The organism is Planctomycetota bacterium (genome assembly GCA_039182125.1).
Classification (GTDB): Bacteria; Planctomycetota; Phycisphaerae; order Tepidisphaerales; family Tepidisphaeraceae; genus JBCDCH01.
The window spans coordinates 1-23,282 of sequence record JBCDCH010000007.1; the positions used below are offsets into that span (position 1 = coordinate 1).

Annotated in this window: 18 protein-coding genes and 1 pseudogene; 11 read left to right on the forward strand and 8 right to left on the reverse strand. The window is 64.2% G+C overall.

What is annotated here, in order from left to right; all coding sequences use genetic code 11:
- The 7 genes from AAGD32_02940 to AAGD32_02970 all read left to right on the forward strand — a co-directional run.
- The coding region (locus AAGD32_02940) for a hypothetical protein (protein MEM8873194.1) at positions 1 to 1,712 on the forward strand (1,712 nt) is incomplete at its 5' end.
- A gap of 103 nt (positions 1,713 to 1,815) precedes the next feature.
- A complete protein-coding gene (locus AAGD32_02945) occupies positions 1,816 to 2,790 on the forward strand; it encodes a type I phosphomannose isomerase catalytic subunit (GenBank protein MEM8873195.1) in 975 nt (324 codons plus the stop codon).
- A 479-nt stretch (positions 2,791 to 3,269) separates the two neighbouring features.
- Positions 3,270 to 5,633 (forward strand): S8 family serine peptidase, encoded by a 2,364-nt coding sequence (locus AAGD32_02950; GenBank protein ID MEM8873196.1) that lies wholly within the window; start codon positions 3,270 to 3,272, stop codon positions 5,631 to 5,633.
- Between the two features lie 57 nt (positions 5,634 to 5,690).
- Entirely contained in the window at positions 5,691 to 6,650 is a 960-nt protein-coding gene (locus tag AAGD32_02955; GenBank protein ID MEM8873197.1) for an MBL fold metallo-hydrolase, read from the forward strand.
- 27 nt (positions 6,651 to 6,677) lie between these two features.
- Entirely contained in the window at positions 6,678 to 7,517 is an 840-nt protein-coding gene (locus AAGD32_02960; GenBank protein ID MEM8873198.1) for an FkbM family methyltransferase, read from the forward strand.
- Positions 7,518 to 7,610: 93 nt separating this feature from the next.
- Positions 7,611 to 9,995: a PAS domain S-box protein gene (locus AAGD32_02965; protein ID MEM8873199.1), complete on the forward strand. Its 2,385-nt coding sequence runs from the start codon at positions 7,611 to 7,613 to the stop codon at positions 9,993 to 9,995.
- Positions 9,992 to 10,477 carry a hypothetical protein gene (locus AAGD32_02970; protein MEM8873200.1) on the forward strand — a complete coding sequence of 162 codons (486 nt, stop codon included), beginning with the start codon at positions 9,992 to 9,994 and terminating at the stop codon, positions 10,475 to 10,477. The genes AAGD32_02965 and AAGD32_02970 overlap by 4 nt, the downstream gene beginning before the upstream one ends.
- 127 nt (positions 10,478 to 10,604) lie before the next feature.
- Here the strand turns inward: AAGD32_02970 and AAGD32_02975 are convergent, their stop codons facing one another.
- The 3 genes and pseudogenes from AAGD32_02975 to mraY all read right to left on the reverse strand — a co-directional run bounded on the left by AAGD32_02975 (position 10,605) and on the right by mraY (position 11,928).
- Positions 10,605 to 11,087, reverse strand: coding sequence for a hypothetical protein (locus tag AAGD32_02975; protein ID MEM8873201.1), 483 nt, complete (start codon positions 11,085 to 11,087; stop codon positions 10,605 to 10,607).
- A 15-nt stretch (positions 11,088 to 11,102) separates the two neighbouring features.
- Positions 11,103 to 11,732 carry a hypothetical protein gene (locus AAGD32_02980; protein MEM8873202.1) on the reverse strand — a complete coding sequence of 210 codons (630 nt, stop codon included), beginning with the start codon at positions 11,730 to 11,732 and terminating at the stop codon, positions 11,103 to 11,105.
- A gap of 55 nt (positions 11,733 to 11,787) precedes the next feature.
- Positions 11,788 to 11,928: pseudogene (gene mraY / locus AAGD32_02985) on the reverse strand (phospho-N-acetylmuramoyl-pentapeptide-transferase).
- Between the two features lie 132 nt (positions 11,929 to 12,060).
- On the opposite strand from mraY, the gene lipA reads away from it, so the two are divergent.
- Complete coding sequence (gene lipA, locus AAGD32_02990; protein MEM8873203.1) at positions 12,061 to 13,011, forward strand: lipoyl synthase; 951 nt, start codon at positions 12,061 to 12,063, stop codon at positions 13,009 to 13,011.
- A gap of 30 nt (positions 13,012 to 13,041) precedes the next feature.
- Positions 13,042 to 14,310, forward strand: a complete 1,269-nt coding sequence (locus AAGD32_02995; GenBank protein ID MEM8873204.1) for an MFS transporter — start codon at positions 13,042 to 13,044, stop codon at positions 14,308 to 14,310.
- Positions 14,311 to 14,366: 56 nt separating this feature from the next.
- Here the strand turns inward: AAGD32_02995 and AAGD32_03000 are convergent, their stop codons facing one another.
- The 3 genes from AAGD32_03000 to hrpB form a co-directional block, all read right to left on the reverse strand.
- Complete coding sequence (locus AAGD32_03000; protein ID MEM8873205.1) at positions 14,367 to 15,773, reverse strand: flagellin; 1,407 nt, start codon at positions 15,771 to 15,773, stop codon at positions 14,367 to 14,369.
- Between the two features lie 466 nt (positions 15,774 to 16,239).
- Positions 16,240 to 16,860: a PEP-CTERM sorting domain-containing protein gene (locus tag AAGD32_03005; protein ID MEM8873206.1), complete on the reverse strand. Its 621-nt coding sequence runs from the start codon at positions 16,858 to 16,860 to the stop codon at positions 16,240 to 16,242.
- A 355-nt stretch (positions 16,861 to 17,215) separates the two neighbouring features.
- Positions 17,216 to 19,603, reverse strand: coding sequence for an ATP-dependent helicase HrpB (gene hrpB / locus AAGD32_03010; protein MEM8873207.1), 2,388 nt, complete (start codon positions 19,601 to 19,603; stop codon positions 17,216 to 17,218).
- A gap of 215 nt (positions 19,604 to 19,818) precedes the next feature.
- Between hrpB and AAGD32_03015 the strand changes: the two genes are divergently transcribed.
- Positions 19,819 to 20,364: a PEP-CTERM sorting domain-containing protein gene (locus AAGD32_03015; protein ID MEM8873208.1), complete on the forward strand. Its 546-nt coding sequence runs from the start codon at positions 19,819 to 19,821 to the stop codon at positions 20,362 to 20,364.
- 204 nt (positions 20,365 to 20,568) lie between these two features.
- A complete protein-coding gene (locus tag AAGD32_03020; protein ID MEM8873209.1) occupies positions 20,569 to 21,465 on the forward strand; it encodes a prepilin-type N-terminal cleavage/methylation domain-containing protein in 897 nt (298 codons plus the stop codon).
- Positions 21,466 to 21,525: 60 nt separating this feature from the next.
- Here the strand turns inward: AAGD32_03020 and AAGD32_03025 are convergent, their stop codons facing one another.
- Together AAGD32_03025 and AAGD32_03030 are read right to left on the reverse strand one after the other, a co-directional pair.
- A complete protein-coding gene (locus AAGD32_03025) occupies positions 21,526 to 22,344 on the reverse strand; it encodes a metal ABC transporter permease (GenBank protein MEM8873210.1) in 819 nt (272 codons plus the stop codon).
- Positions 22,345 to 22,400: 56 nt separating this feature from the next.
- Positions 22,401 to 23,144, reverse strand: coding sequence for an ATP-binding cassette domain-containing protein (locus AAGD32_03030; protein ID MEM8873211.1), 744 nt, complete (start codon positions 23,142 to 23,144; stop codon positions 22,401 to 22,403).
- Positions 23,145 to 23,282 lie beyond the last annotated feature (138 nt).

Consider the following 23,282-nt stretch of genomic DNA (forward strand, 5'->3'; position numbering starts at 1 on the left):
ATTACGCTTTTGGCCTTGGGCCAGAAAGATGTGTTATGCGCTCTCCCAACATGGTCGAGTCTCTCGAACCACGCAAACTCTTGTCCGGTACAACCGGGTTTGTGGAACCGCAGGATACGATTCTTTCCGCCGATTCGATTAACATAAAGATCGACCGACTCTTACAAGCGGTCGGCCCTGTTCTCGGTAGACAAGAGTTAAGTGTTGCTCGTTTCGACAACCGGCCGGACACAATTTTTCCGGCCGATCCCGGCGGCACCACCGCACACGCCCAGGGAACTTCCGGGCCTGCCATCGCCGCACTCTCCGGTACTACTGACCTCGGTGGAGGCGTAGGTGTTGGTGAAGGGGAAGCGGACCCTACTCGCAAGCCACACGTCCCACCTCCCGACCGCGGTGGTTTGATCGTTGGCGACTTCAACAACGACGGCGTCCTCAACGCCCCCGACATCGACATCCTTCTCGACGCCGAACGCGCCGGGATCTATCAAGAACAGTTTGACCTCTACGGCAACAACGGCGTTATCGACCAGAAAGATGTCGATCACTGGGTCTGGGGATTGGCGTCGATCCCCTACGGCGATCTGGACTTCGATCACGACCGCGATGCCGATGGCATTGATATTATGTGGAAAAACTACACCAACGGCCTAACCAAAGCCGGCTGGGCAGACGGCGACGTCACCGGCGACGGGGTTGTCGACCACGACGACGTATTGCTCGCCAAGCGCAAACAAGACAGAACCTCCGGTCTGCTCTGGGGTAACCTTGATGGCTCTGGCCGTTTCTACGGTACAGTCGGCGACGACGTTATCACCGGCACCGATGGCGATGACATAATCTGGGGAGGACCGGGAACTGACACAGTTAATGCTAATGGAGGGGATGATGAAATTTGGTCATCGGATGCAAACGAGGCATTTGATGGCGGAACAGGCGACGATTTCCTCATTGTGGCAGACGCGCAACACTTTTCCACATACGTCATAAACGAAATCGAAGCAGCCGAAATTACCAGCAATGCTTCTGGCGGCGCGGATCAAGTACCAGCGGTCCCGGAACTTGACAACATCAACTCTATCCCAACTATTTTGGCGAGTCTATTCGACTCGGCCCCTGACGCCGCTTTACTCAGTCTGACACCCAACGACGGGTCGGGAAACGACGATGATGAGGAAGACGACCCCCTTACCGAACTCGGCGCCAATCTAGCAGAAGCACTGCCAGCCGGAACGCCTTCATTTATTGTTGAGGCCGTGAATGAGGCTCCGACCAGATTGGCCACATGGCTCTTAGAGAAAGCATCCGAAGTCGACGAGAGCGGCATTCTCTACCTTCCTCAGGAGCCGTGGATGAGTTTCGCCCCAGAGTTAGATACGGTGAATTTCCCGAGTTATACCGAACCAAGGTACCTGGAAGACAGTGAAATTAGGCCGACTTTTGGATATGATAACTTCGATTTATCTGATCCGCTTGCCTCGACTGTGGATGTAGGCTTTGAGGTAAACTTTTTTCCAGGCGAAAGCAATCTTTCAGTTTGGGGCTCTGTGGGACTTCGCGTCGACAACGGCTTGGCTATATTTGATGGATACGAAATCGGATTTAAATGGCAGGCTACCGACAACATGCATTTCAAAGTCTACGGCAGCATGGACCCAGAGGCCGAAGGCGGCGAAACATTTATGAAAGCTGGCGTGGGCTGGTGTTTCTAGCACACAACCAGGTGAATACAAGGCGTTCCTGTTTGTCGCTCCAATCAGATAACAGGAACGCCTTGTTCCTTGTCTACAGCGAGTTGGATTCTACGCTAGGAACATGCAGCCGATTCGATTACAGTCACGACCGATTGAGAAAATGTGGGGCGGGCGGAAGCTGGCCGAGGTGCTGGGGCGGGAGTTGCCCGAGGGGACCATCGGCGAGTCGTGGGAGGTGTACGACTTTCCGCCGGGGGTGATCGAGGACGACCAATGGGTGTCGGCAAAGGTCCGCGGCACCGACATGACCCTGCACGACCTGTTGTGCGAGAACCCGGAAGAGTTGCTCGGCTCCCACGAGGCGGTCCAGACCGAGCACGGGCCGCAGTTCCCGTTGCTCATCAAGTTCCTCGATGCCCGTGAGGATCTGTCGGTGCAGGTCCATCCCGACGACGCCTACGCCGCTGCGCATGAGGGGGCCCACCTCAAGAACGAATGCTGGACGATCCTGCAGCACGAGCCGAACGCGCGGCTGCTGGCCGGGTTGGGCGATGGCGTAACAGCGGATCAGTTCCGCAGCGCCCTCGAGGCCGGCACGGTCGAGGAGCTGCTCCGGGCCGTCCCCGCGGAAGTGGGCGTCACGCATTATCTGCCCAGCGGGACGGTCCATGCGCTAGGTGCGGGCATGCTCGTGGCCGAGGTGCAGACGCCGTCGGACACGACCTACCGGGTGTTCGACTTCAACCGCGTCGATCCCTCGACCGGCGAGCAACGGGAGTTGCACATCGAGCCGGCGCTGGCGTGCATCGACTTCGACGATCCGAACCCGCCCAAGCCGTCGGACGTTCACTCGATGGGGGCCAGCGGGGTGGTCGTCGACGCGCCGCAGTTCACGGTCCATCGCCGGGCGGCATCGACTTCGACACCCGTCGAACCCGGCTTCGCGGTGCTGCTCTGCACCGAAGGCAGTGCGACGCTCGGCAGGGAACGGTTCAAGCGTGGCGACGTCGTCATCCTGCCCCACGACCGCGACGATTTGACGGTCAAGCCGGACGGCCATGCGGTCTGGCTCGAAACACGCCTGCCGACCGCATGAACTCGCATCCCGACGCCGCCGGTCTGGGAAGGAAAAGAAAAGAAGAATTCCGGGAATTTCCGGGTTTATTCCGACACTTGTAACGGGACGAATGCTTATCATCATCCCGGAAGGTTGCCGCCGTCTGCAACCTGTGGGGGTTGTGTGGAGGTTTTTGCGGTTTTCAGGACGGCCGGTGTTGGTTTTGCAAATCCGCGACCCGAGGTGTTGCGTAACACCTCCAGCGGAAAGCCGCACCGAGACGAGCAGCGCGGCACGGAGTAAGGACCTCCGTGACCGGGCGTGGACGAGAAGCCGGGATCCTGATCAGTTCCCGCCGTGCCGATCGCCCGCGAAGGCCACAAAAGTGCTGACCCGACCGTCGCAATGGCGGTCACGCGGCATGAACGGTTGGCCCGCTGAAAATGCAAGCGCGATGTCGTCGGCATGCCTTTGTCGATGACCTGCCACCAACGCCGGCCCGGAGGGTCGGCAATGCCATGAAGGCTCATCATCTCGCCGCCCACGCGGCACAATCCGAGGCTCGCCGCCCCGCCCCGTCGCCTGTCAGCCATACCCGATCCCCCATCGGCCGGGCTGCACTCGTTGCTGCGCCAAGAATCGAAACCCTGGAAGGTCGTCGGCTGCTCAACGGCGACTTGCCCGCCGACCCGCCGGACGATCCGCCCGCCCCTGCCTGGGTTGATGTGGCGGAACTGATCCGACTCGATGAATGGGTCGCGATGCAGGAGCCGGACGTGCTTCCGAGTCAGGGGCCCAACGACGATGGCGGCGGCGAAGACACCAGCGGCCAACCCGAAGGGGTCACGGGTGACGACGGAACTGGCGATGGCTCGTCTGGCGATGGCTCGGACGGCGACGGGACGGGTGGTACCGGCCCCGTAGGAGGCGATGACCCCGGCGGCGACGGCGGCGATGATCCCGTTGACGATCCTGCCCCACCGTCGGTGCCGGTCATCCTCGGTGCCGGCCATGCCGTCGCAATCATTGACTCGGGCATCGACTACATGCACCCGGATCTGGGCGGCGGCTTCGGCGAGGGCTTTAAGGTCGTGGGCGGCTGGGACTTCGTCGACGACGACGCCGACCCGCTCGACACCAACGGCCACGGCACCGCGGTCGCCGGGATCATCGGGGCCGACGAGTTCATGGTCGACGGTCGGAAGATGCGTGGCATCGCCCCCCAGGCCGACCTGATCGCGCTGCGAGTCAACGGCGACGACGAGCCGGTCACCGCCGCCCGGATGGAGGAGGCACTCCAATGGGTGCTGGCCAATCGCGAAGCGTTCAACATCTCGGCGGTGAACCTCTCGCTGGGAGCGGGCCACTTCAATCAGGCCCACAGCGACAGCCGGTACGGTGACGAGTTGACCGCGCTGGCCGAAGCCGGTGTTTTGGTCGTCGCGGCCAGCGGCAACAGCGGCATCGCCGACGGTGCCGGCAACGTCAATCCCGGCATCGACTTCCCCGCCGCCCACCCCGACGTGCTCAGCGTCGGCGGCGTCGATCGCTTCGGCGTCATCCCCGATTCCGTCGAACGCGGCGACCTGCTAGACGTCCTCGCACCCAGCGTCGACGTGCCCAGCCTTGCCGTCGGCGGCGGCTACGCGTTGGTCAACGGCACCAGCTTCTCCACGCCCTTCCTCGCCGGCCTGTTCCCGCTGTTCAAGCAGCTCGACCCGGCCGCCGGCGTGGACGACTTCCACTCGCTCATCCGTGCGGCGGGCGACCGCAATGTCGACGGTGACGACGAGTTCGGCCCGACCACCGGTCTCGAGTTCGCCCAGCTCGACATGTTCGATCTGCTGACCACGGCGAACCTCCGTGCCGCGGGAGATCAGGCACTGCTCGAACCGGAGATCGGCAAGTTTGGTAACGAGAATGACTTGGTCGTCGACGACGCGGGCGTGTTGCACTACGCCTGGTTCGACAGCGGACTCCGCACGCTGCGGTACGCGACGCAGTCGGTTAGCGGCATGTGGTCGACGCCGGTCCAGATCGACGACGTGACCCCCGAGCAGGGTCACTACGTTTCGCTCGCGCTCGACAGCTTCGGTCGGCCGAGCATCGCTTACTACGACGGGCTCAACGGCGACCTGAAGTTCGCCAGCATGCGGGACGGTACCTGGTCCAGCGAGACGCTCGAGTTCAAGGGCAGCACCGGGCTTTACCCGTCGCTGGTCTTTGAAGCCGACGACACCGCCGCGATCAGCTACTACCGCAAACAGGACGGCGACCTGCGGCTCTTCCGCCGACCGGCCGATGGCCCCGACGCCGGCACCTGGGTCGGCACGATCATCGACGAGGAAAACGACACGGGCCGGTCCGGCGATTTGGAGATCACGCCCGACGGAACACTCGCCATTGCCTACGACCACTCCACCACCGGCCAACTCCGCATCGCCGAGGAGCTGTCCGACGGCGCTTGGCAGATCACCATTGTCGACCCCGACACCATCGGCGGCGTGGCGTTCATCGACCTCGAGTACCACGGGGATCGCCCGCACATCAGCTATTACGACGCCCACCCGGCCGACCTGAAGTTCGCCGAGCGAGCCGATGGCCTTTGGTCGACCACCCGACTCCAATCCAAGGGCCCGGTCGGGCTGTACACGCAGTTGCACTTCGACGCCGACGGCATGGCCAACATCCTGTTCTACGACCGCCGACAGGACCGGTTGGACCTCGCGACCGAAAAGCCCGACGGCAGCTTCGGCCGCGTAGCCGTCGCCGAAACCGCCGGCCGGTACATCGCAACCACCGTCTTCGGCGACACACTGCTGTTTACCTACCGCGACACCGACACCACCCGTGTTCTGATCGACGAAATGCCGCTCGCATAGACGGTGAAACACAGCTTTTCCTGCGACCCACAGGGACTCATCTTCGTAGAGTTGAATATGGTTCGCAAAACCTGCACTGCAGCCGTTGGTTTGCTCTTAGTCCTACTAATCGGTTCCCCGACAAGTGCCGGAACCGTTACAACCTACGCATCACCAGCGCTCGACGTAGACACGGTCAACACGCACCTTATTGCAGTGCCCGACGGCATCGTGATTTTCGACGCCCAACGACTCAACACTGAGGCCAAGCGCGTGGTGCGACTTGTCGGCGACCAGAAAGTGGTGGCAATCGTCGTCAGCCATGGGCACACCGACCACTACGGTGGCCTACCCACACTCGCCGAGGCGTTCCCCGATGCGTCCCGCATCGCTACCGCAACCACGACCGCCGGTATCACTGAAGATAATCGTGGCTTCAACGCCATGCGTCGCGAACGACATGGCGAACGGTTTCCCACCCAAGACCAACTCACTGCCGCCAGGCCCACACATGCTGTTACCGATGGCGACCGGCTCGAGTTAGGCGGGACTGAGTTCGACGTGGCAACCTTCGGCCCTGGCGAGGCAGAGGATCATCTTGTGCTCTATCGCCCCGATACCGGCGACCTATTCGTCGGCGACATGATCAGCAACGGCGTGATTCCGGTCCCATTCGAGAGCCTTGACGGTTGGTTAGCGCAGCTCGACGAGTTGGAACGGCGGTTTCCGGACGCAACCACATTGCATCCCGGCCACGGCGCGTCAGGGCCGGCTAGCAAACTGATCGGCGGCGTCCGCGGTTACCTGCTGCAACTCCGCAGTCTGGTCGAGACGGCATTGACTGAAGACAACAAACTCACCGCGGATGAGATCGCTGACATTGTGTTTGAAATGGAAACAAGCCACCCTCACCGCATTGGCGTGGCCGGCTTCGACCGCCGGACATTGCTCGGCATCATCGCCCAGCGAATAGCGACACAGCTCGGCGGAACTGCCGATTCCGTCGACTGGAACCGGCGGAGTGTTGAACAAGATTAGCACGCCTACTTAAGGTAAAGTTCATCCATGCGTGGGCTTGTCATGTCGGCGATGGGGCTTTACGGGAAGATCGCCCCGACTCAGCGCGGCGGCTTTCGGCTCTGCCGACTCGCCCGCCGGGCTTGGCCCCGCGATCAGTGGCAGGGCCGCCGCACCAATCCGCACGGGCTTTCCATCGACACGGACCTGGCGACGTACCCCGATGTCGCGATGGCGTTCGGGCTGTACGAACTCGACACTCTGCGGGTGCTGCGCGATCACATCCGCCCGGGTGACACGTTCGTCGATGGCGGTGCCAACCTCGGCTACTTCACGCTCCATGCCGCCAAGCTCGGTGCGACCGTGCATGCCTTCGAACCAGACCCGGCCAACCGACAACGGCTCGACGCCAACCTCACGGCGAACGATCTCCAAGCCACCGTCCACGCCGCCGCCCTCTCCGACACGGCGACCACGCTCACGCTCCACCACCCGCCCGACGACGGTAACCTCAACCACGGCCAAACCAGCGTCCTCGCCGAACTCGCCGGCGGCGGCACCACCACCGAAGTCGACGCCGTCCGCCTCGATGAAACCGTCGACCACGCCGACGTGATTAAGCTCGACGTCGAGGGCGCGGAACTCGCCGCACTTCGGGGGATGAGCGGGCTGCTAGGCGGCGAGCGCCCGCCGGTGCTGGTGGTGGAGGCGAACCACGAGGCCTGCCGCGCCGCCGGACACGCGCCCGGGGATCTGTTGCGCGTGGTCCACGAGGCAAACGCGTCGTACCGCTGCTGGTGGATCGGCGGCCGACTGCGTGAGCTGCCCACGCCCGAGGCGATCGACGCTCTACCCCGTGAGGGCAACCTACTTCTGAAACCCGCGTGATATTGAAGCCTTGCGTCATCGTGGTAACTTGCTCGCTGGCCGTCGCACGCTCGGCGGCCCACGCCGAGGGGGTTCCGCAACGGTGAGTGAGCCATGGCTCCGGACACATGCCGACTGTTGCTTTTGGATGACGACGCCGACCAGCGTTCACTGGTCGCTGCGTCGCTGGAGGCGTCGCTGCCGTTCGGGCAGATTGATCTGAAGTCGGTGGGAGACCCGGCGGCGTTCGAGGAAGCGCTCGTCGGCGATCCGGCCGACTGCATCATCACGGACGCACGGCTCGCCTGGACCGACGCGTCGGAGGTGCTGCGGCTGGTACGCGACCGTTGGCCGGCGACGGCCGTGGTGCTCTACAGCGGCGGCGTCAGCGAAGAAACCGCCGCCCGGCTGATGAAGGACGGGGCCGACGACTTCCTGCTCAAATCCCCCGGCGGCGAACAACGGCTGCCCGCGACCGTCGAGGCCGTCGTGCGTCAGCGCCGACACCACAACGCCACCGTCCGCGAGCAGGCCGACCTCGACGCCCTGCTGCAGACCCTGCGCACCGACGACGACCGCTGGCGACACACGTTCGCGTCCGTGCCGATCGGCCTGTTCCGCACCGACCTGCACGGCAACCTGCTCGACGCCAACCCGGCACTTGGCACCATGCTCGCCATGCCGACCGACGGCGAGGTACCCGCGCCGCTGAACCTCGTGCAACGCCTGAGTCATTTCGACAACCAGGCGACGCTCCTGATGAAGCTCCGCGAGGAGGGCCGCGTCGCCGACTTCGAAGCCAAGCTTGTCCGACTCGACGGATCACACTGCTGGGTGCGGATCGACGCGGTCGTGCTCAAGGACCAGCGCGGCGAGCCGTTGTTCATGGAAGGCAGCCTTGCCGACGTCACCGAACGCGAGGAGGCCCAACGCGAACTCGCCGTCAAGGAGCGCCACCTCCGGGCGGTCTTCGAGCGCTCCACCGTCGGCGTCACCGTCACCCGGCTGCCCAGCCAACGCATCTCCGAACTCAACAGTCGCATCTGCGCGATGTTCGGCTACAGCCGCGCCGAACTGCTCGGCCAGCCGATCTCTGTTCTCTGGCACCCGGAGGAACGTGACATGGTGGCCGACCGGCTTCGGCACGTCGCGCGGTTCGGCCCCGACGAGTTCGACCATGAGCAACGCTGCGTCCGCAAGGACGGCTCGGTCATCTGGATCCAGGCGACCGGCACCATCGTCCGCGATGCCCAGGGCAACGCGACTCACTCCATCGCCAGCCTCTACGACGCCACCGCCCGCCGCGCCGAGGACGACCGCCTCCGCGAAACCACTCGCGACGCCGAGCTCGCCAGCGCCGCCAAGGACCGCTTCCTCGCGCAGCTTTCCCACGAGCTGCGCACGCCGCTGACCCCCGCGCTCACCGCCGCGGCCGTGCTGAGCATGGACGACCGTCTGCCCGAGGACGTTCGCGGCGATCTCGAAACCATCCGCCGCAACATCGAACTCGAAGCCCGACTCATCGACGACCTGCTCGACCTGAACCGCGCCGTCAGCGGTAAGCTCAAACTCCGCCGGGAAACCTTCGAACTCGTCAAGCTCCTCCGCGAAGCCGTGGCGATCTGCGCCGAGGATGCGGCCGCCAAACGCATCCGCGTCCAACTCGACGTCGCCGACAACGTCGGCAAGGTCCACGCCGACCGGACACGCCTCGAGCAGGTCGCGTGGAACCTGCTCAAGAACGCCGTGAAGTTCACCCCCACCGGCGGGCGGATCGACATCCGCTGCACTCGCCATGGCGACCGCGTCGTGCTCAGCGTCGAGGACACGGGCGTCGGGCTCGAACCGGAACTCATCGGCCGGATCTTCGGCAACTTCGAACAAGGCAACCACGCCAACGCGCTCAACCCAGGCCTCGGACTCGGACTCGCCGTCGCCCGCGCGATCGTCGAACTCCACGGCGGCACCATCACCGCCGAGTCCGACGGGCCCGACACCGGCTCGACCTTCACCGTCGACCTGCCCGTCCCCGAACCCGTCTCCGACACCGGTGCCGACAACCGTTCCAACGAGCAGGTGCTTCAAGGACGTGTGCTGCTCATCGAGGATCACGCCGACACCGCGGCGGTGCTCGGGAAGTTTCTGCGGCGCTCGGGCTTCGCGGTCCGGTTGGCCCACTCACTCGCCGATGCCCGCGCGGCCCTCGCGGAGATGGCCGCTACAGGAGAACACGCCGACTTGCTGCTCTCCGACATCGACCTGCCCGACGGCACGGCCCACGACTTCATCCGCGAGACCGTCGACAACGAAGACCGGCCCCGCCCGATCGCCGTCGCTTTCAGCGGCCACGGCAACGAGGAAGACCTCCGCGCCAGCCGCGCCGCCGGCTTCGACGAACATCTCACCAAACCGATCGCCCCCGACGAACTGCTCGCCACGCTCCGCCGGCTGATGAAACCCCGCACGGCCCCGGCCGGTTCTGGTACAAACACGGGATGAACCTCAAACTCTTGCCGTCCGTCGCCGTCCTCGGGGCGCTGATCCTGTTCGTCTCGCTCGGTGCCCAGGAGCAGCAGCGGCCGAACATGGGCCAGATGCTGGTCGATGGATTGAAAAGCACGCCCGGCTGTCTCGACGCCGACGCAGCCAATCTCTCGAGCGGCAAGGCGTGCATCTTCGCCTGGTTCGAGAACAAGGAAGCGGCGCTGGCCTGGTACCACCACCCGGTCCATGTGCGCATGCGTGCCGCAATCCCCACGCCCGATGTTGGCGAGGAAGACCGCGAGCCGATGGCGAACGTGCCGGACGACGTGCCGGTGCTGGCGGTGGCGACGATGATCTTCGACGGCGAGCCGCTGGTGAAAGACTCGCCCGTCCCCTTCAGCGGCATCAGCATCGAGCTCTACACCCCCCTCGACGCCGGCCTCCGCGCCAACGGCGGCTTCGCGCCCAGCGGTTTCATCCCAGGGCACGAGGATTAACGCCCCCAACCAGCCCCGCTACACCGACCGCCGCAGAACGAACCGGTGCCACCACATTGTCGCAATAGCACCCGACAGGGTGACAAACAACCCTGGAGTCCCCAGTTATTGTCCAAAATTTCCTTGTCTAATCTGCCCTAGTTTCCGGTACTGCCCAATATGGTCTATCCGGTTCTGCGAGGTTGAGAACCGCACCATCAAGCCGAAGAGCGAAACGCTTCTTACCCGATGCAGTTTCATAAGTTGTGTTGCTCCGGATGAAAATATCTGGCGCGTCTATGGGAAGAAAGGTATATTGGCCATTGGGGAAGATGTGCGGAATCAATTCACTCACGTCTTCTCCACGCGCATACTCAACACCAAAACGTTCCCTGGCAAGATCGACATCAATGCGACCTGGTCCCCCTGTGTCGCCAGAGCTTAGCTCGACATATAGCATGCCACTCATTCTTTCGAATGCTTCTTTTTCCTTTTCGAAAGCTATCGCCGCCTCTTTTTCGCCAGAGAAATTATGATTCGCCGTGTTGCCGGGCAGAGGCCCAAGAACAACTACAGCAATGGCGACAATGATCGCCAGAATCAGAACGATGATGGATAGCGTGGTTTTCACTATTGCACGCCGGGCTTACTCAATGATTGGTGGTAGGTTTTCGCCACTGTCGCTGGATTGAGGGTCTGTCAGAATGCGAGTTCTAGATTTGTTGAACGTGAACTGATTCCAAACAGACGTGTCATTAATCTCCCCAGTACCGCCATTTGGCCATGGGTCAACAACTACGGTTCCATTTTGGCCGTCAATCTCAATCCAGTTGTGTTCGTCTCCATCTGCGTCAAAGGCTTGGACCATGTAAACCTTGAATTTGCTCTCGTTAAACGGCGGAAGGACTTCCACGATTGCATTGCCGATGATTGCCTGCCAATCACCACATTGGTTACCTCCAGTGTAATTCCCCATATTTCCGGGCAGTTGGTCTCCGCCAACACGCTCACCTTTCACAGCATCAACGATTGCCCTCGATAGCCAGCCTGCCTCGTTATTTGCTTGATCCGATCCGTCGCCGATTCCTGTGAGCAAATCCTTAATTTTACCAAATTGCTCAAGTGCCCATTCTTCTATCTCTGCAAGGCGCTCCTGCTCCATACCTTCATGCGCTGCGCCAACACCTGGTGGCTGCATGGTTAAAACGTGGGTCAAAGCCGGTGCAATAAGTGCAGTTGCAGAGAGGAAACGACGCTGCTCAAGTGATTCAATCATTGTTGGAAAATCTACCTACTTGCAAAAGTGTGTCAAACGGTAATGAAAGTCGTTTCCGCAATTTCGCCGTTGCCACAGCCAGCGCTGCCAACATCGCGGCGGTGAGCCAGAATCTGATGACTTGCGTTTCCGTCCAACCGAGCTTTGGGGATGTGAAGTATTGGTGGATAGGAGCCATGCGGAAGAGGCGTTGGCCTTCGCCAGTTCGCCAGCGAGTTGAGCTTGAGGTAGTTCACTTGCAGGGTCATGCTCAGAGCCTGGGCGACGATGAGGCCGCCCGGCGCGAGGCTACCCGTGTCGCCTTCATCGGGCGGCGTATCATTTGCCCATGGGCCTCGCACTGCAGGTACTCGAACAGAAGCGGCACAAGGAAGCGACGGGCGGTTGCTTTGGCGGGGCGACGTTGCCGGTCGGTGACGTGCGCGATGGCGTCGGGCGGTCCAAGCCGTCCTGGTTGAAGATGAAGATGCCGGCCGGGGAGCGGTTCGGGAAGATGCGCAAGCTCGTGCAGGAGAACAACCTGCACACCGTCTGCTCCGAGGCCAAATGCCCGAACATCGGCGAGTGCTGGAACGCGGGGACGGCGACGCTGATGATCCTCGGCGACACCTGCACGCGCAGTTGCGGGTTCTGCCACATCAAGACCGGCCGGCCGACGTGGGACGACCCCGACGAGCCGCGGCGTGTCGGCGAGGCGGTCGCGACGATGTCGCTGGGCCACGTCGTCATCACGAGCGTGAACCGCGACGAGCTGCCCGACGGCGGTGCGGGGATTTGGGCCGAGACGATCCGCGAGTGTCGCCGGCAGTCGCCGGGGACGAGCGTCGAGGTGCTCATCCCCGACTTCGAGGGCAACTGGGACGCGCTGCAGCTCGTGATCGACGCGCGGCCGGACATCCTCAACCACAACATGGAAACCGTTCCCAGCCAATACCGCTGGGTCCGCCCGCAGGCGAAGTACCACCGCAGCCTCAAGCTTCTGCAGATCTGCAAGGACGCCGGGCTCGTGACCAAGACCGGCATCATGCTCGGCATCGGCGAGGAGGAGCACGAGATCGAACCGGCCATGGACGACCTGCTCGCCGTCGGCTGCGACATCCTCACGCTCGGCCAGTACCTCCAACCAACGCCCCGCCACCTCCCGGTCGACCGCTGGGTCACGCCGGAGGAGTTCGACCGTTGGAAACAGATCGGCGAAGCCAAAGGCTTCTGCCACGTCGAGTCCGGCCCCCTTGTCCGCAGCAGCTACCACGCGGAGAAGCAAGTTCAGACCTTGTAGCCCGGGACGTGTTCACTACCGTCGTGCGGCGTGAACCGGACCCTGCTTCGACAAATCGCTTGGGTCCTTTACGACGCGGCGAACTCCGGGTTTGGGTTGATCGTGCTCGGACCGGTGTTCGTGTCGGCGTTTACGGATGCGATGTTGCCGCAGCAGCCGGGCTGGCCGCAGGGGGAGGCGGACCGGATCGCGCGGGGGCTGGAGGCGTTCGGAATCATGTTGCCCGGCAGCGGCGTGGTCGCGCTGTTGGCGGCGATCGTCGCGGCGATCGTCGTGCTGTGCGCGCCGGTGCTCGGGGCACTGGCCGACGCGCGGGGCTGGCAGCGTCGGCTGTTCGTCGGCTTCGGCGTCACGGGCGGATTGGTCGGTTTGTGCCTCGCGCTGCTCGGGGAGCAGAGTTGGCTGGCGGGCGCGGTGATCTACGTCGTGGGATTCGTGTGCTTCGGGCTGGCGAACCAGTTTTACAACGCGTATCTGCCGCAACTCGCGCCGCCGGACAAGCAGGGCCTGCTCAGCGGGATCGGCTTCGCCGTCGGCTACATCGGCGGGGCCGGCGGGATGCTGTTGGCCGTCCTGTACCTGCCCAAGCCGTACTCCTGGGCGTTCGGCGGGGTGTGGTGGCTGGTGCTCGCAACGCCGGCGTACCTGCTCATGCCCAGCGTCCCCGCCACGCGCGACTGCGGCAAGAAGTCGATCATCGCCGACGGGTTCGGACGCGTGTGGGAGACCTTCCACGAAGTCCGCAAGTACCGCGTGCTGTTCGTGTTCCTCGCGGCGTTCCTGCTCTACTCCAACGGCACCGAGACGATCATCAATCTCTCCCCCGCGTTCGGCTCCGACGTGATCGGCATGAGCGAGGGCGAGTTGGTGCGGATGTTTCTAATCGTGCAGTTGGTCGCGTTCCTCGGCGCGCTCGGGGCGGGGTTCATCTCCGACCGGGTCGGCAACAAGCCGGTGATCGTGACGACGCTGGTCGTGTGGTGCGTCGGGTCATCGTTGATGTTCTTCATCACGACGCCGATGCAGTTCACCGCGATGGCGTGCGTGATCGGCGTGGTGCTCGGCGGGGTGCAGTCGTCGAGCCGGGCGTTGATGGCTCAACTCGCGCCGGAAGAGATTCGCAACGAAGCGTTCGGACTGTACGCGATCGGTAGCAAGGCCGTGTCGGTGTTCGGGCCGTTGCTGTACGTCGTGCTGTCGGCGGCGCTGGGCGCGCGGTTCGGCGTGTTCGCGGTGCTGCCTTTCCTGCTCGCGGGATTGCTGATCCTGCTAACCGTGCGTGAGCCGAAGTCGGCATAGCAAAACGCCCCGGCACAATTGCGTGTACCGGGGTGCGGTTGCGAAGTTTCTCAGCCTTAGTTACCCAGCAACTGCAGCGCGAGCTGTGGCGTCTGGTTGGCCTGGGCGAGCACGTTGGTGCTCGACTGGCTCAAGATCTGCTGACGGGTGAGCTTTGCCGTGGCTTCGGCGAAGTCCGTGTCGCGGATCGCCGACTCGGCCGCGCTGCTGTTCTCGTAGGCAACGCCCAGCGAGTTGATCGTGCTGCCGATCGTGAACCGCTGGAACGCACCGAGTCGCCCGCGAAGCTGGCTGACCTGTTTGATGGACTCGTCGATGATGCGTTGAGCACGGACGAGGTTGTCGCTCGTGATCTGGTTGGCACCGCCGGAGGAGAGGCTCGAGAGGAAGCCGTCGACGTCGTTACCGAGCGAGCCGCTCGAAACCGACTGCAAGCCGACGGCCGCCTTGTCGGTCTCGGTCACCTTGCTGCCGAGCGCGAACGTCGCCCCACCGCCGGTGACGGCGAAGGTCTTGTTGTTGCCGGCGTTGAGATCCTCGGTGAGACGGAACTCCAGATCGAGGTTGCTGTTGCGGAAGGTCACGTCGAGACCGTCGGTCGTGGCGGTCGCACCGTTGACCTGAACGACAGCGTCGGTGCCCTGATCCTGGGCGTCGAAGAATGTGCCGCTGATGGTCTTGGCACTGACGACTTCGTCGCCGCCGTACTCCTCGGAACGGAGGATGATCTTGTTCGGAACCGAGCCGACCGAGGCGGTGACGCCGGTGGAGACGGTGACGGCGTTGACCGCGGCAACGACCGCGGAAAGCGCCGTACCCGAACCGAACGCCAACTGCTCGACGCCTTCGGTGCCCTTGACCTCGATGACGGCGGTGTTGGACAGGGCCGAGGAGGTGAACGCATTGGAGAGCACACCCTGCGTGGCGGAGTTGGTCACTTCGACCACGACGTTGTTCTTACCACCGTCGGGGATGCGGGCGGCATTGACACGGACGTTGACCACCGCCGACGCGTCGGCCGACGAGGTGGTGTAGTCGTAGGTGCCGTCGAGCAGCTTCTGTCCCTGGAAGCTGGTCGCACTAGAGAGCCGGTTGACGGTCTGGAGGATCGAGTCGATTTGGAGTTGGTTCGCGTCGATCTCTTCCCTGGAGAGGCCGCCGGGGTTGGCCGATTGCGACACGAGCGCCTGGAGCTCGTTGAGCAACGTCGAGACTTCGCTGAGACCGCCCTCGGCGGTACCGATGATGTTGGACGCACGTTCGCCGTTGTCGATGGCCTGCAAGATGCCGGACTTCTCGGCACGGAGGTTTTCGGACGCGATCAGCCCGGCCGGATCATCCGCGCCGGTGTTGATCTGCAGGCCCGTGCTCAAGCGCGTCAGGGAGGTGTTGAGGTCCTGCTGGTTGTTCCGCAAAGTGCGCTGGGCGAGCAGCGACGAGACGTTGGTGTTGATCCGCGTCATGCGAATGTTCCTTCCATGGTCCGGCGAGAAGGTGCCGGTAAGGTTCGATAAGTTCCTCGGCCGATCCGTGGCCGGCGGTGTGGCGCTGTTCCATCACCGCACGCGGTGGCGGGCAACTACACCCGCCGATCCCGCAACCGCTCTCACCCCTCCGGGACGACGCGGCGAAATGCTTCGGTTGTCAGGCCCGAGAATCGATCGATCCCCGAACCGCGATCGCCTCCGGCGGCCGCAACACGTCGCACGAACCTGGAAACACTGAGCCAACTCAACGTCCAATTCGACAGGTCGTGCCGCAAATCCATCGACGTTCACGGCCGCAACGCTTGAACAAGACACGTCCGAAAACACCGTTTTCGCGTTATGGGACGCAGTTACCGGGCGTGCCAGTGTCCTGGCGCAATCAGCAACGGCGGCATGCCGAAGCACGCCGCCGTCGAAGAAAATCAAGGTTGAACCATGTCGCTCAGGGGCGACGACGGCGAACCAGACCCAGACCCGCGATACCGAGCAGGCCCAAGCTCGCCGGCTCAGGAACGGACACCGAAGCATCATCGATGAACAGCACCGACACGCTGCCAGCATCGCCACCCGTCGCGGCCACGAACTGCAGCGTCACGCCGCCGCTGACGTCCTGGCCATCGGGAATCGTCACCGGGAAGCTGAACTCGGTGTAGTCGAGCGGGTCGAGCGTGAGCGGGCCACCGCCGAGAATCACATTACCCGAAGCGCCCCCGCCAGCGATCTCGAAGATCACTTCCGCGATGGCAACACCGCCCGAGGCTCCCTCGCCCTTGAGCGCGAAGGAGACGTCGAGTACATCGCCAGGAGCGGCGCTTCCTTCGGCCAGATTGGCCTGTTTGACGACGGCGCCCGAGGCGGGTGTGTCGTTGAACAACTCGGCGGCAAAGCTGCCGGAGTTCGCGTCACTCGTGATGTTGAACGTGGACCCGGCGGTCGGGAACTCGTCCCAACCGGAGGTGTCACCGGTCTCGAAGCCGCCATTGGTGGTTAGTTCCATGAACTGGCCGTGGGCGGCGGCGGTGACGAACGCGCTGCAGACAGCGACGGTAAGGATGGACTTCATCATCTCGAAACTCCTCGAGTCGGCCGATCGGCCGACGTGTGAATGAATGCCGGCCGACGAACGCCGACGGGCGTGAACAATGCAGAAAAGTAGAGAAACCCTTGCTCGGCACATCCGTTGGCCTCGGGTATGAAATCCCGTGCCGAAGCCGAAAAACGGCCCGAAGGATGGCTCGAACGTCGTGCCCTCTCCTCACGCATGAACCAGAATGGTTCCGACTGCCCAACGCCCTCCGCGATCGACAGTCGCACAGCGGCTACTTGCCATGTAACAGTTACTCTACCCATTCGGCGTGTTCCCGCCTAGCCCTAATTTGCCAGCTCCGGCCGACTTCGCGGAAGTACAAGTCCGTCAGTTATTTACGGGCATTTTGCCGCTTCGTCCCGCGCATCGGCACGGCTGTTAGCGGGTCCTCGGGCCAGCTATGCTTGGGGTAGCGGGCCTTGAGATCCTTGCGGACCTGCGGGTAGGTGTTGGCCCAGAAGCTCGCGAGATCGTCGGTCACCTGCACCGGGCGGTAGTTGGGACCCAGCAAATGCACGAGCACCGGCAAACGGCCGTTCATCACCGCCGGCGTTTTTGTAAGCCCGAACAACTCCTGCAGCCGCACCGCGAGGATCGGCGGATCGTTGGACCAGTCGAGCTTGATCCGGCTGCCGGTCGGCACCTCCACATGCGTCGGGGCCGCCTCTTCCAGCACGCGCGGCAACGGCCACTCCAGCATCCCCGTCAACGCGCCGCGCACGTCCAACGCCGAGACCGAACGCTTGCCGGCACACGCGATCCGCAGCACCGTTTCCGCGTCGAGCGTCGGCCAGTCGTGTTCCGGCAGCGCGCCGGCAGCGGCGGTCACGCGTTGCCACAAATCGCCGGCCTCGCGCTCAACGATGCCGGCAGCGTCGGGCCGCAACGCCTCGAACAACGCCTCCCCCACGACCGTGTCATCGACGGTCACGCCGGTGTCCTCGCGGAGCACGAGGTCACCGAGCGTCGTCCGCCGGACGCCGATGACCTTGCCGCGCTCAGCGTCGAACACCGCGGCATTACTCACGCGGATGCGGTCACCGAACGTCTCGTACAACAGGTCCAGCGCCACCGGCTCGGCCAGTGTCACCGTCGCCTCGGCAGCGCGGCTGCGTGTGTCGTGCCGCACGTCCAAGGCCACAAGAAACTCCGGCGCGCCCGCAAGCGGCTCGGCGAGCTTCACGCCGCGCCCGTCCGGCATCACGCCACGCAGCTCGTCCCGCATCCGGCAAAGCCGATCGGGGAACGCGAGCAGGGCCAGCGTTGCCAGCGGCACGGTCTGCGACTTGCCGGCAAAACGGTGTAGTTGCCGCATCGTTCGCCGCACACGTTCGGCGGCGGGATCGCGTGATTGCTGCAAGTCTCGAAGCCGGGCGCCGAGCGTCATGCCGCGGCCGATCGGCTTCTCACTGAGCAACGCGGCCACCGCCACCGCGTCTTCGCCGCCTTCGATCAGGAGCCGACCCAAGCGCGGATGGACGGGTATCTCCCGAAGCCGCTCGCCGATGTCGGTGAGCCGACCGCTTCGGGTCGCGCCCAGCAGTTCGAGCAACCCCTCGGCATGTCCGAGCATCTCCGCTTTCGGCCGATCGAACCACCCAAACCCAGCCCCGTCGGTCCCCCACCCGTGTACCGCGAGCAGGCCATCGGCGAGGTCGACGCGGTGGACCTCGGGCGCGTCGAACTTGGGCCGGGCGCTGTTTTCCGACTGCCGCCAGAGCCGAACGCAAACGCCGGCCTCGGTGCGACCGGCACGGCCGGCGCGTTGGGTCGCCGAGGCGTGGCTGATGCGGGCGAGTTCGAGCTTGTCCATGCCGCGCTGCGGGTCGAAGCGGGCTTGGCGGGCCCAGCCGGTGTCGATCACGCACCGCACCCCCGGCACGGTCAGCGACGTCTCGGCGATGTTCGTCGCGCAGATCACCCGCCGCCGTTCGCTCGGCCGCAGCGCGGCCTGCTGCTCGTCAAACGGCAGCGATCCGTGCAGCGGGCGTTTGTCCCATTCCGGCAAGTGCTGCCGCCGCAACGTCGCGTCGATCTCCGCCGCACCGGGGAGAAAAATCAACACATCGCCGTCGTCGGGCACGGCGTCCCAACCATGCGCGACGGCATCGGCAAACCCGTCGGGCGAAAGGTCCAACGCTGCCGGCGGTCGATGCACCACGTCAACCGGAAACACCCGCCCGCCGACCGTCACCGGTGCGCCCGCGTCGATGAACTCGGCCACCGGCCCCGCGTCGAGCGTCGCGCTCATCACCACCACCGCCAGGTCCGGCCGCGCCGCCCGCACCTCCTTGAGCATCGCCAAAGCCAGGTCCGCGTGGATCGAGCGTTCGTGAAACTCGTCGAGGATCACGCAGCCGACGCCGTCGAGCAGCGGGTCGGCGATGAGCCGGCGCGTGAGCAGGGCTTCGGTCAGGAACAGCAACCGAGTCTGGTCGGAGCTGACGCGATCGAAGCGGACGTGATAGCCGACTTCGCGACCGAGTTGCCAACCGTTTTCATCGGCGACCCGCTGTGCCGCAGCCCGTGCCGCGACTCGTCGCGGCTGAAGGCACAGCACCTGTCCAATCGTCACATCCAGCAACGCCGGCGGTAAGCGTGTGGTCTTACCCGCCCCCGGCTCGGCGGCGAGCACCAACACGCACGAGGCCCCGACAGTGGCCGCCAACGCCGGTAAATGCGTGTCGATGGGCAGTTGGATCGGGGGCGTGACCGGCATGCGCGCCGCATGGTATCGGCCGGGGCTGCGACAAATTCGCTTGCGGCTCCGCGAAATCGTTATATGATTTGGGGAACAACGGCTCACCCTCCCGAGCCGCCCGAATGGCATTTCGGACGCATTGGGCGTTCGAGGAAACGAGAACCGGCTTCCGCCGGGTTAATCACGGTCGTACCACTGATTTGGTGCGTCTCACATTCCCCTGGGAGGGAACCATGCGTAAGTGTATTTTCAGCGCGGCTGCAGCTGCGGTTTTTGGCATTTCCACCGTCGCGTCCGCCGCCATCGTTTATGACGAAGCGGTCGATGGTGATTTCTCCAACGACGCCGGCGCGCCAACCCCGGTCGTGCTGGTTGACGGCTTGAGCACGATCAGCGGCACCATCGGCGGAGCCGAGGGACGCGACGTGTTCACGTTCACCATCGGTGCCGGCGAGTCGGTCGATTCGATCATCCTCGCCGAGTACTCACAGGACAATACCACGAGCATGGACGTCGACCTCGACGGCAGTGACCTCGGTCTTGTCACTCTGCGAGACGAGTTTGTGACCGGCGAACTGCTCGGTACCCAGGTTTTGGGAACCGACGTTGCCCTGCCGTCGTCGCTCGGCCCCGGCACGTACGTCTTCAACCTCGCCGAGTTCGGCGCGGCCCTGGACTACCAGTTGGACATCACCTTCGTCGGTGCTGCCATTCCCGAGCCGGCCAGCCTCGGCCTGCTCAGCGCGGCGGGCCTCGGCCTGATCCGCCGTCGGAAGTAACCCCTGTTTTCGTCACACGCCGACCTGACGGTCGACGTGCGGCTTTGGCCGATCTCGCGAACGGTGCGAGGCTTGGCCGACAATCTGTAGGAAGCCGGCCCCCCTGATGCCGCCGACGCACCCACCTGTCGTGGGCGTCGGCACGATCGAGAAGGAGGGCGCGGGCCGGCGCATTACTTCCCCCTCCCCGAACCGGAGATCGTCATGCCTCGAATTTCTCGCCGTAACACGAGAGGGTTCACCCTCGTCGAGTTGCTCGTCGTCATCGGCATCATCGCGCTGCTGATCAGTATCCTGCTGCCGTCCCTCCAAAGCGCAAGGCGATCGGCCAACACGGTTAAATGTCTCGCGGCCCTGCGTGAGATCGGCAACGCCTATCAGTTTTACGCCCTCGACTTCGAGCAGAAGCTACCGCCGGCCGTGTGGGAAGAAGGCAACACCCGCTTACCCATCGGTGACGGCGTGGGCAACGACGAGCAGCGTCGCTGGGCCGACCTGATCATCGAGTACCTCACCAGCGTCGACATCGACCCGACCAAGACCGATGATGCCGGGAACCTGATTCCGATCATCCAACAGATCGAAGAAGCCCGCGACAACTCCGTCGTCTGGGGTTGCACCGAATGGCAGAACTACCGCGACAGCACGTTCTACGACCCGCGTCGTCCCGGCTACGGGATGGTTTACTACGGCCCGGAGTGGTTCAAGGCCGGCCGCGCGGGTGTTGGCATTGTCGATGCACTGCAAGACCGTTCCGACACGCAGTACTACTACATCACCGGCAGCCTCAACCGCGGGACGATCCCCAAGTCCACCGACGCCAACTCGGACTTCCCGCTCGTGACCGACGCGGTAACCCACATCGTGGGCGTGCCCGGCTACGACACCGAATGGAACTGGGATTGGGACTGGTACCCGTGGACCCCGCAGGCCGGCGGCTATGACTACCTGATCGACCAGACCCGCCACAAAGATGTGGGTCGCACCGACGTTTTTGCTCGTGGCACCAACGCCCTGTTCTGGGACGGCCACGCCGCCACCGAGAGCATCGGCGGCATGTGGGAAGCCATGACCAAAAAGGAAATCCCACCGGCCCCGTGATCGGCGGAAAAGCCACCGACTCACCACAGCCTCGTGTTCGGCTTCGGACGCGGGGCTTTTTTACCGCTTGAGCAAACTGACCCCGAACGGCAACGTGGCGGTGATGACGACGGCCGGACCGGGCGGGAGCCAGTCGACTTGGGCGGCCGCCAGGTGGCCGATGAGCGTCGCGGCCGGCGCCAGCAGCACGCTCAGCCACAACGCCGGCCCGAGCTTTCGCGTCAGTCGCCCCGCCGTGGCGGCTGGCAGCACGAGCAACGCCGTCACGAGCAACGACCCGGCCAGCCGCACGCCCAACGCCACCACCGCCGCGAGCAACAGCATCAGCAGAAAATGCACCGCCCGCTCAGGCAGTCCGCTCGACCGTGCCAGTTCCGGATCGACCGCGAACGCCAACACCCCGCGGCGGATGAGCACCAGCACACCCACCACGCCGACCGTCACCGCCCCGGCCACCAGCGCATCAATCCACGCCAGATCCGATCTTCCCACCAGCAACGCGTAAAACCCCACCGGCTGCATGCGGGTCGCGGAAAAGTACACGCCCTGACCGATGAACCCGACGGCCAACGCAAGGCTCAGCACCACGCCGACCGCGACATCGACCGACACGCCACGCCGTCGCGATAGCAGCGCCATCGCCAGCGCCGTGGTCAAGCACGCGGCCACGACGGCGATCTCAACGCCCAACGCCGACCCCGCCGCCGGCAACATGATCGCCAATATCCACGCCACGCCCGCGCCGCCGAAGGCCGAGTGCGCGATCCCCTCGGCCGCGAACGCCCACCGCCGCGCCACCACCACCGGCGAGAGCGCCCCGCACGCCACGCCCACACACACGGCAACGAGCAAAGCGGCGATCGGCGACGGGTCGTACACGGCCCCGCAGCGTAGCGACGTGCCGAGCAAAGCCCACGGGTCGACGTAGAGGAATGTCAGGCCAGACCGACCGACAAACCGGCGGGCTTGAGCGTCCGATCCAGCGTGAGTTGCCGATCGCACGCATCGGCGAGCTTTTCATCATGGGTGACCACGAGCACCGCCGGCCGTTCCTGCGGCGGGTCGGCGAGCAGATCGAGCAGCGCGTCGGTGCCGGCGGTGTCGAGGTTGAGCGTCGGCTCGTCGAGAAGCCAGACGGCCGGGCGGTTGGCCAACGCGCGGACGATCATGGCCCGCCGCCGCATCCCGCCCGAGAGCTGCGCGATCGGCACGTCCGCCGCGTCAGTCAAGGCGAACCGGGCGAGCAGCGCGTCAACGTGATCCAGCTCCTCGGCACTGGGCTTGCCGAACAGCCCGCACCGCCCGGCCAGCGCCGAGCGGACCAGATCGCCCGCCCCGATCGGCACGCCGCCGGGCACCGGATCCCGCTGGGACAGGTAGCCCACGAGGTTGCCCCGCCGCACCGCCGCCTTCGGAGCCAACCCCGCGATCCGCAGCATCCCGTGCCCCGGCACCAGTTGCCCGAGCAGCAAACCGAGCAACGTGGACTTTCCGCCACCGTTCGGCCCGCCCAGCGCGACATATTCACCCGGCTCCACGGTCAGGCTGATCTTGTGCAGCAAGTCCGTGTGATGCTGGTCCGACGCCTTCTCGACATGGCTGGACGCCGAGCAACCGGCCGCATGGGCGTGACCGCCGGGGTGGGCGAAGCAGACGTGGTCGACGTGAATAGCCGGCATGGCCAAACGTTAGGTAAGTTTGAAAGTTGCCGGATGACCATGCGAAAAGGGCTGTCCGGAGCCAAGTTCCGAAGTTCGTCGTCGCATCGCGGGCCGGACTTGGCTACCCTACCCGACTCGGTTGCGCGAGGCGGCCGG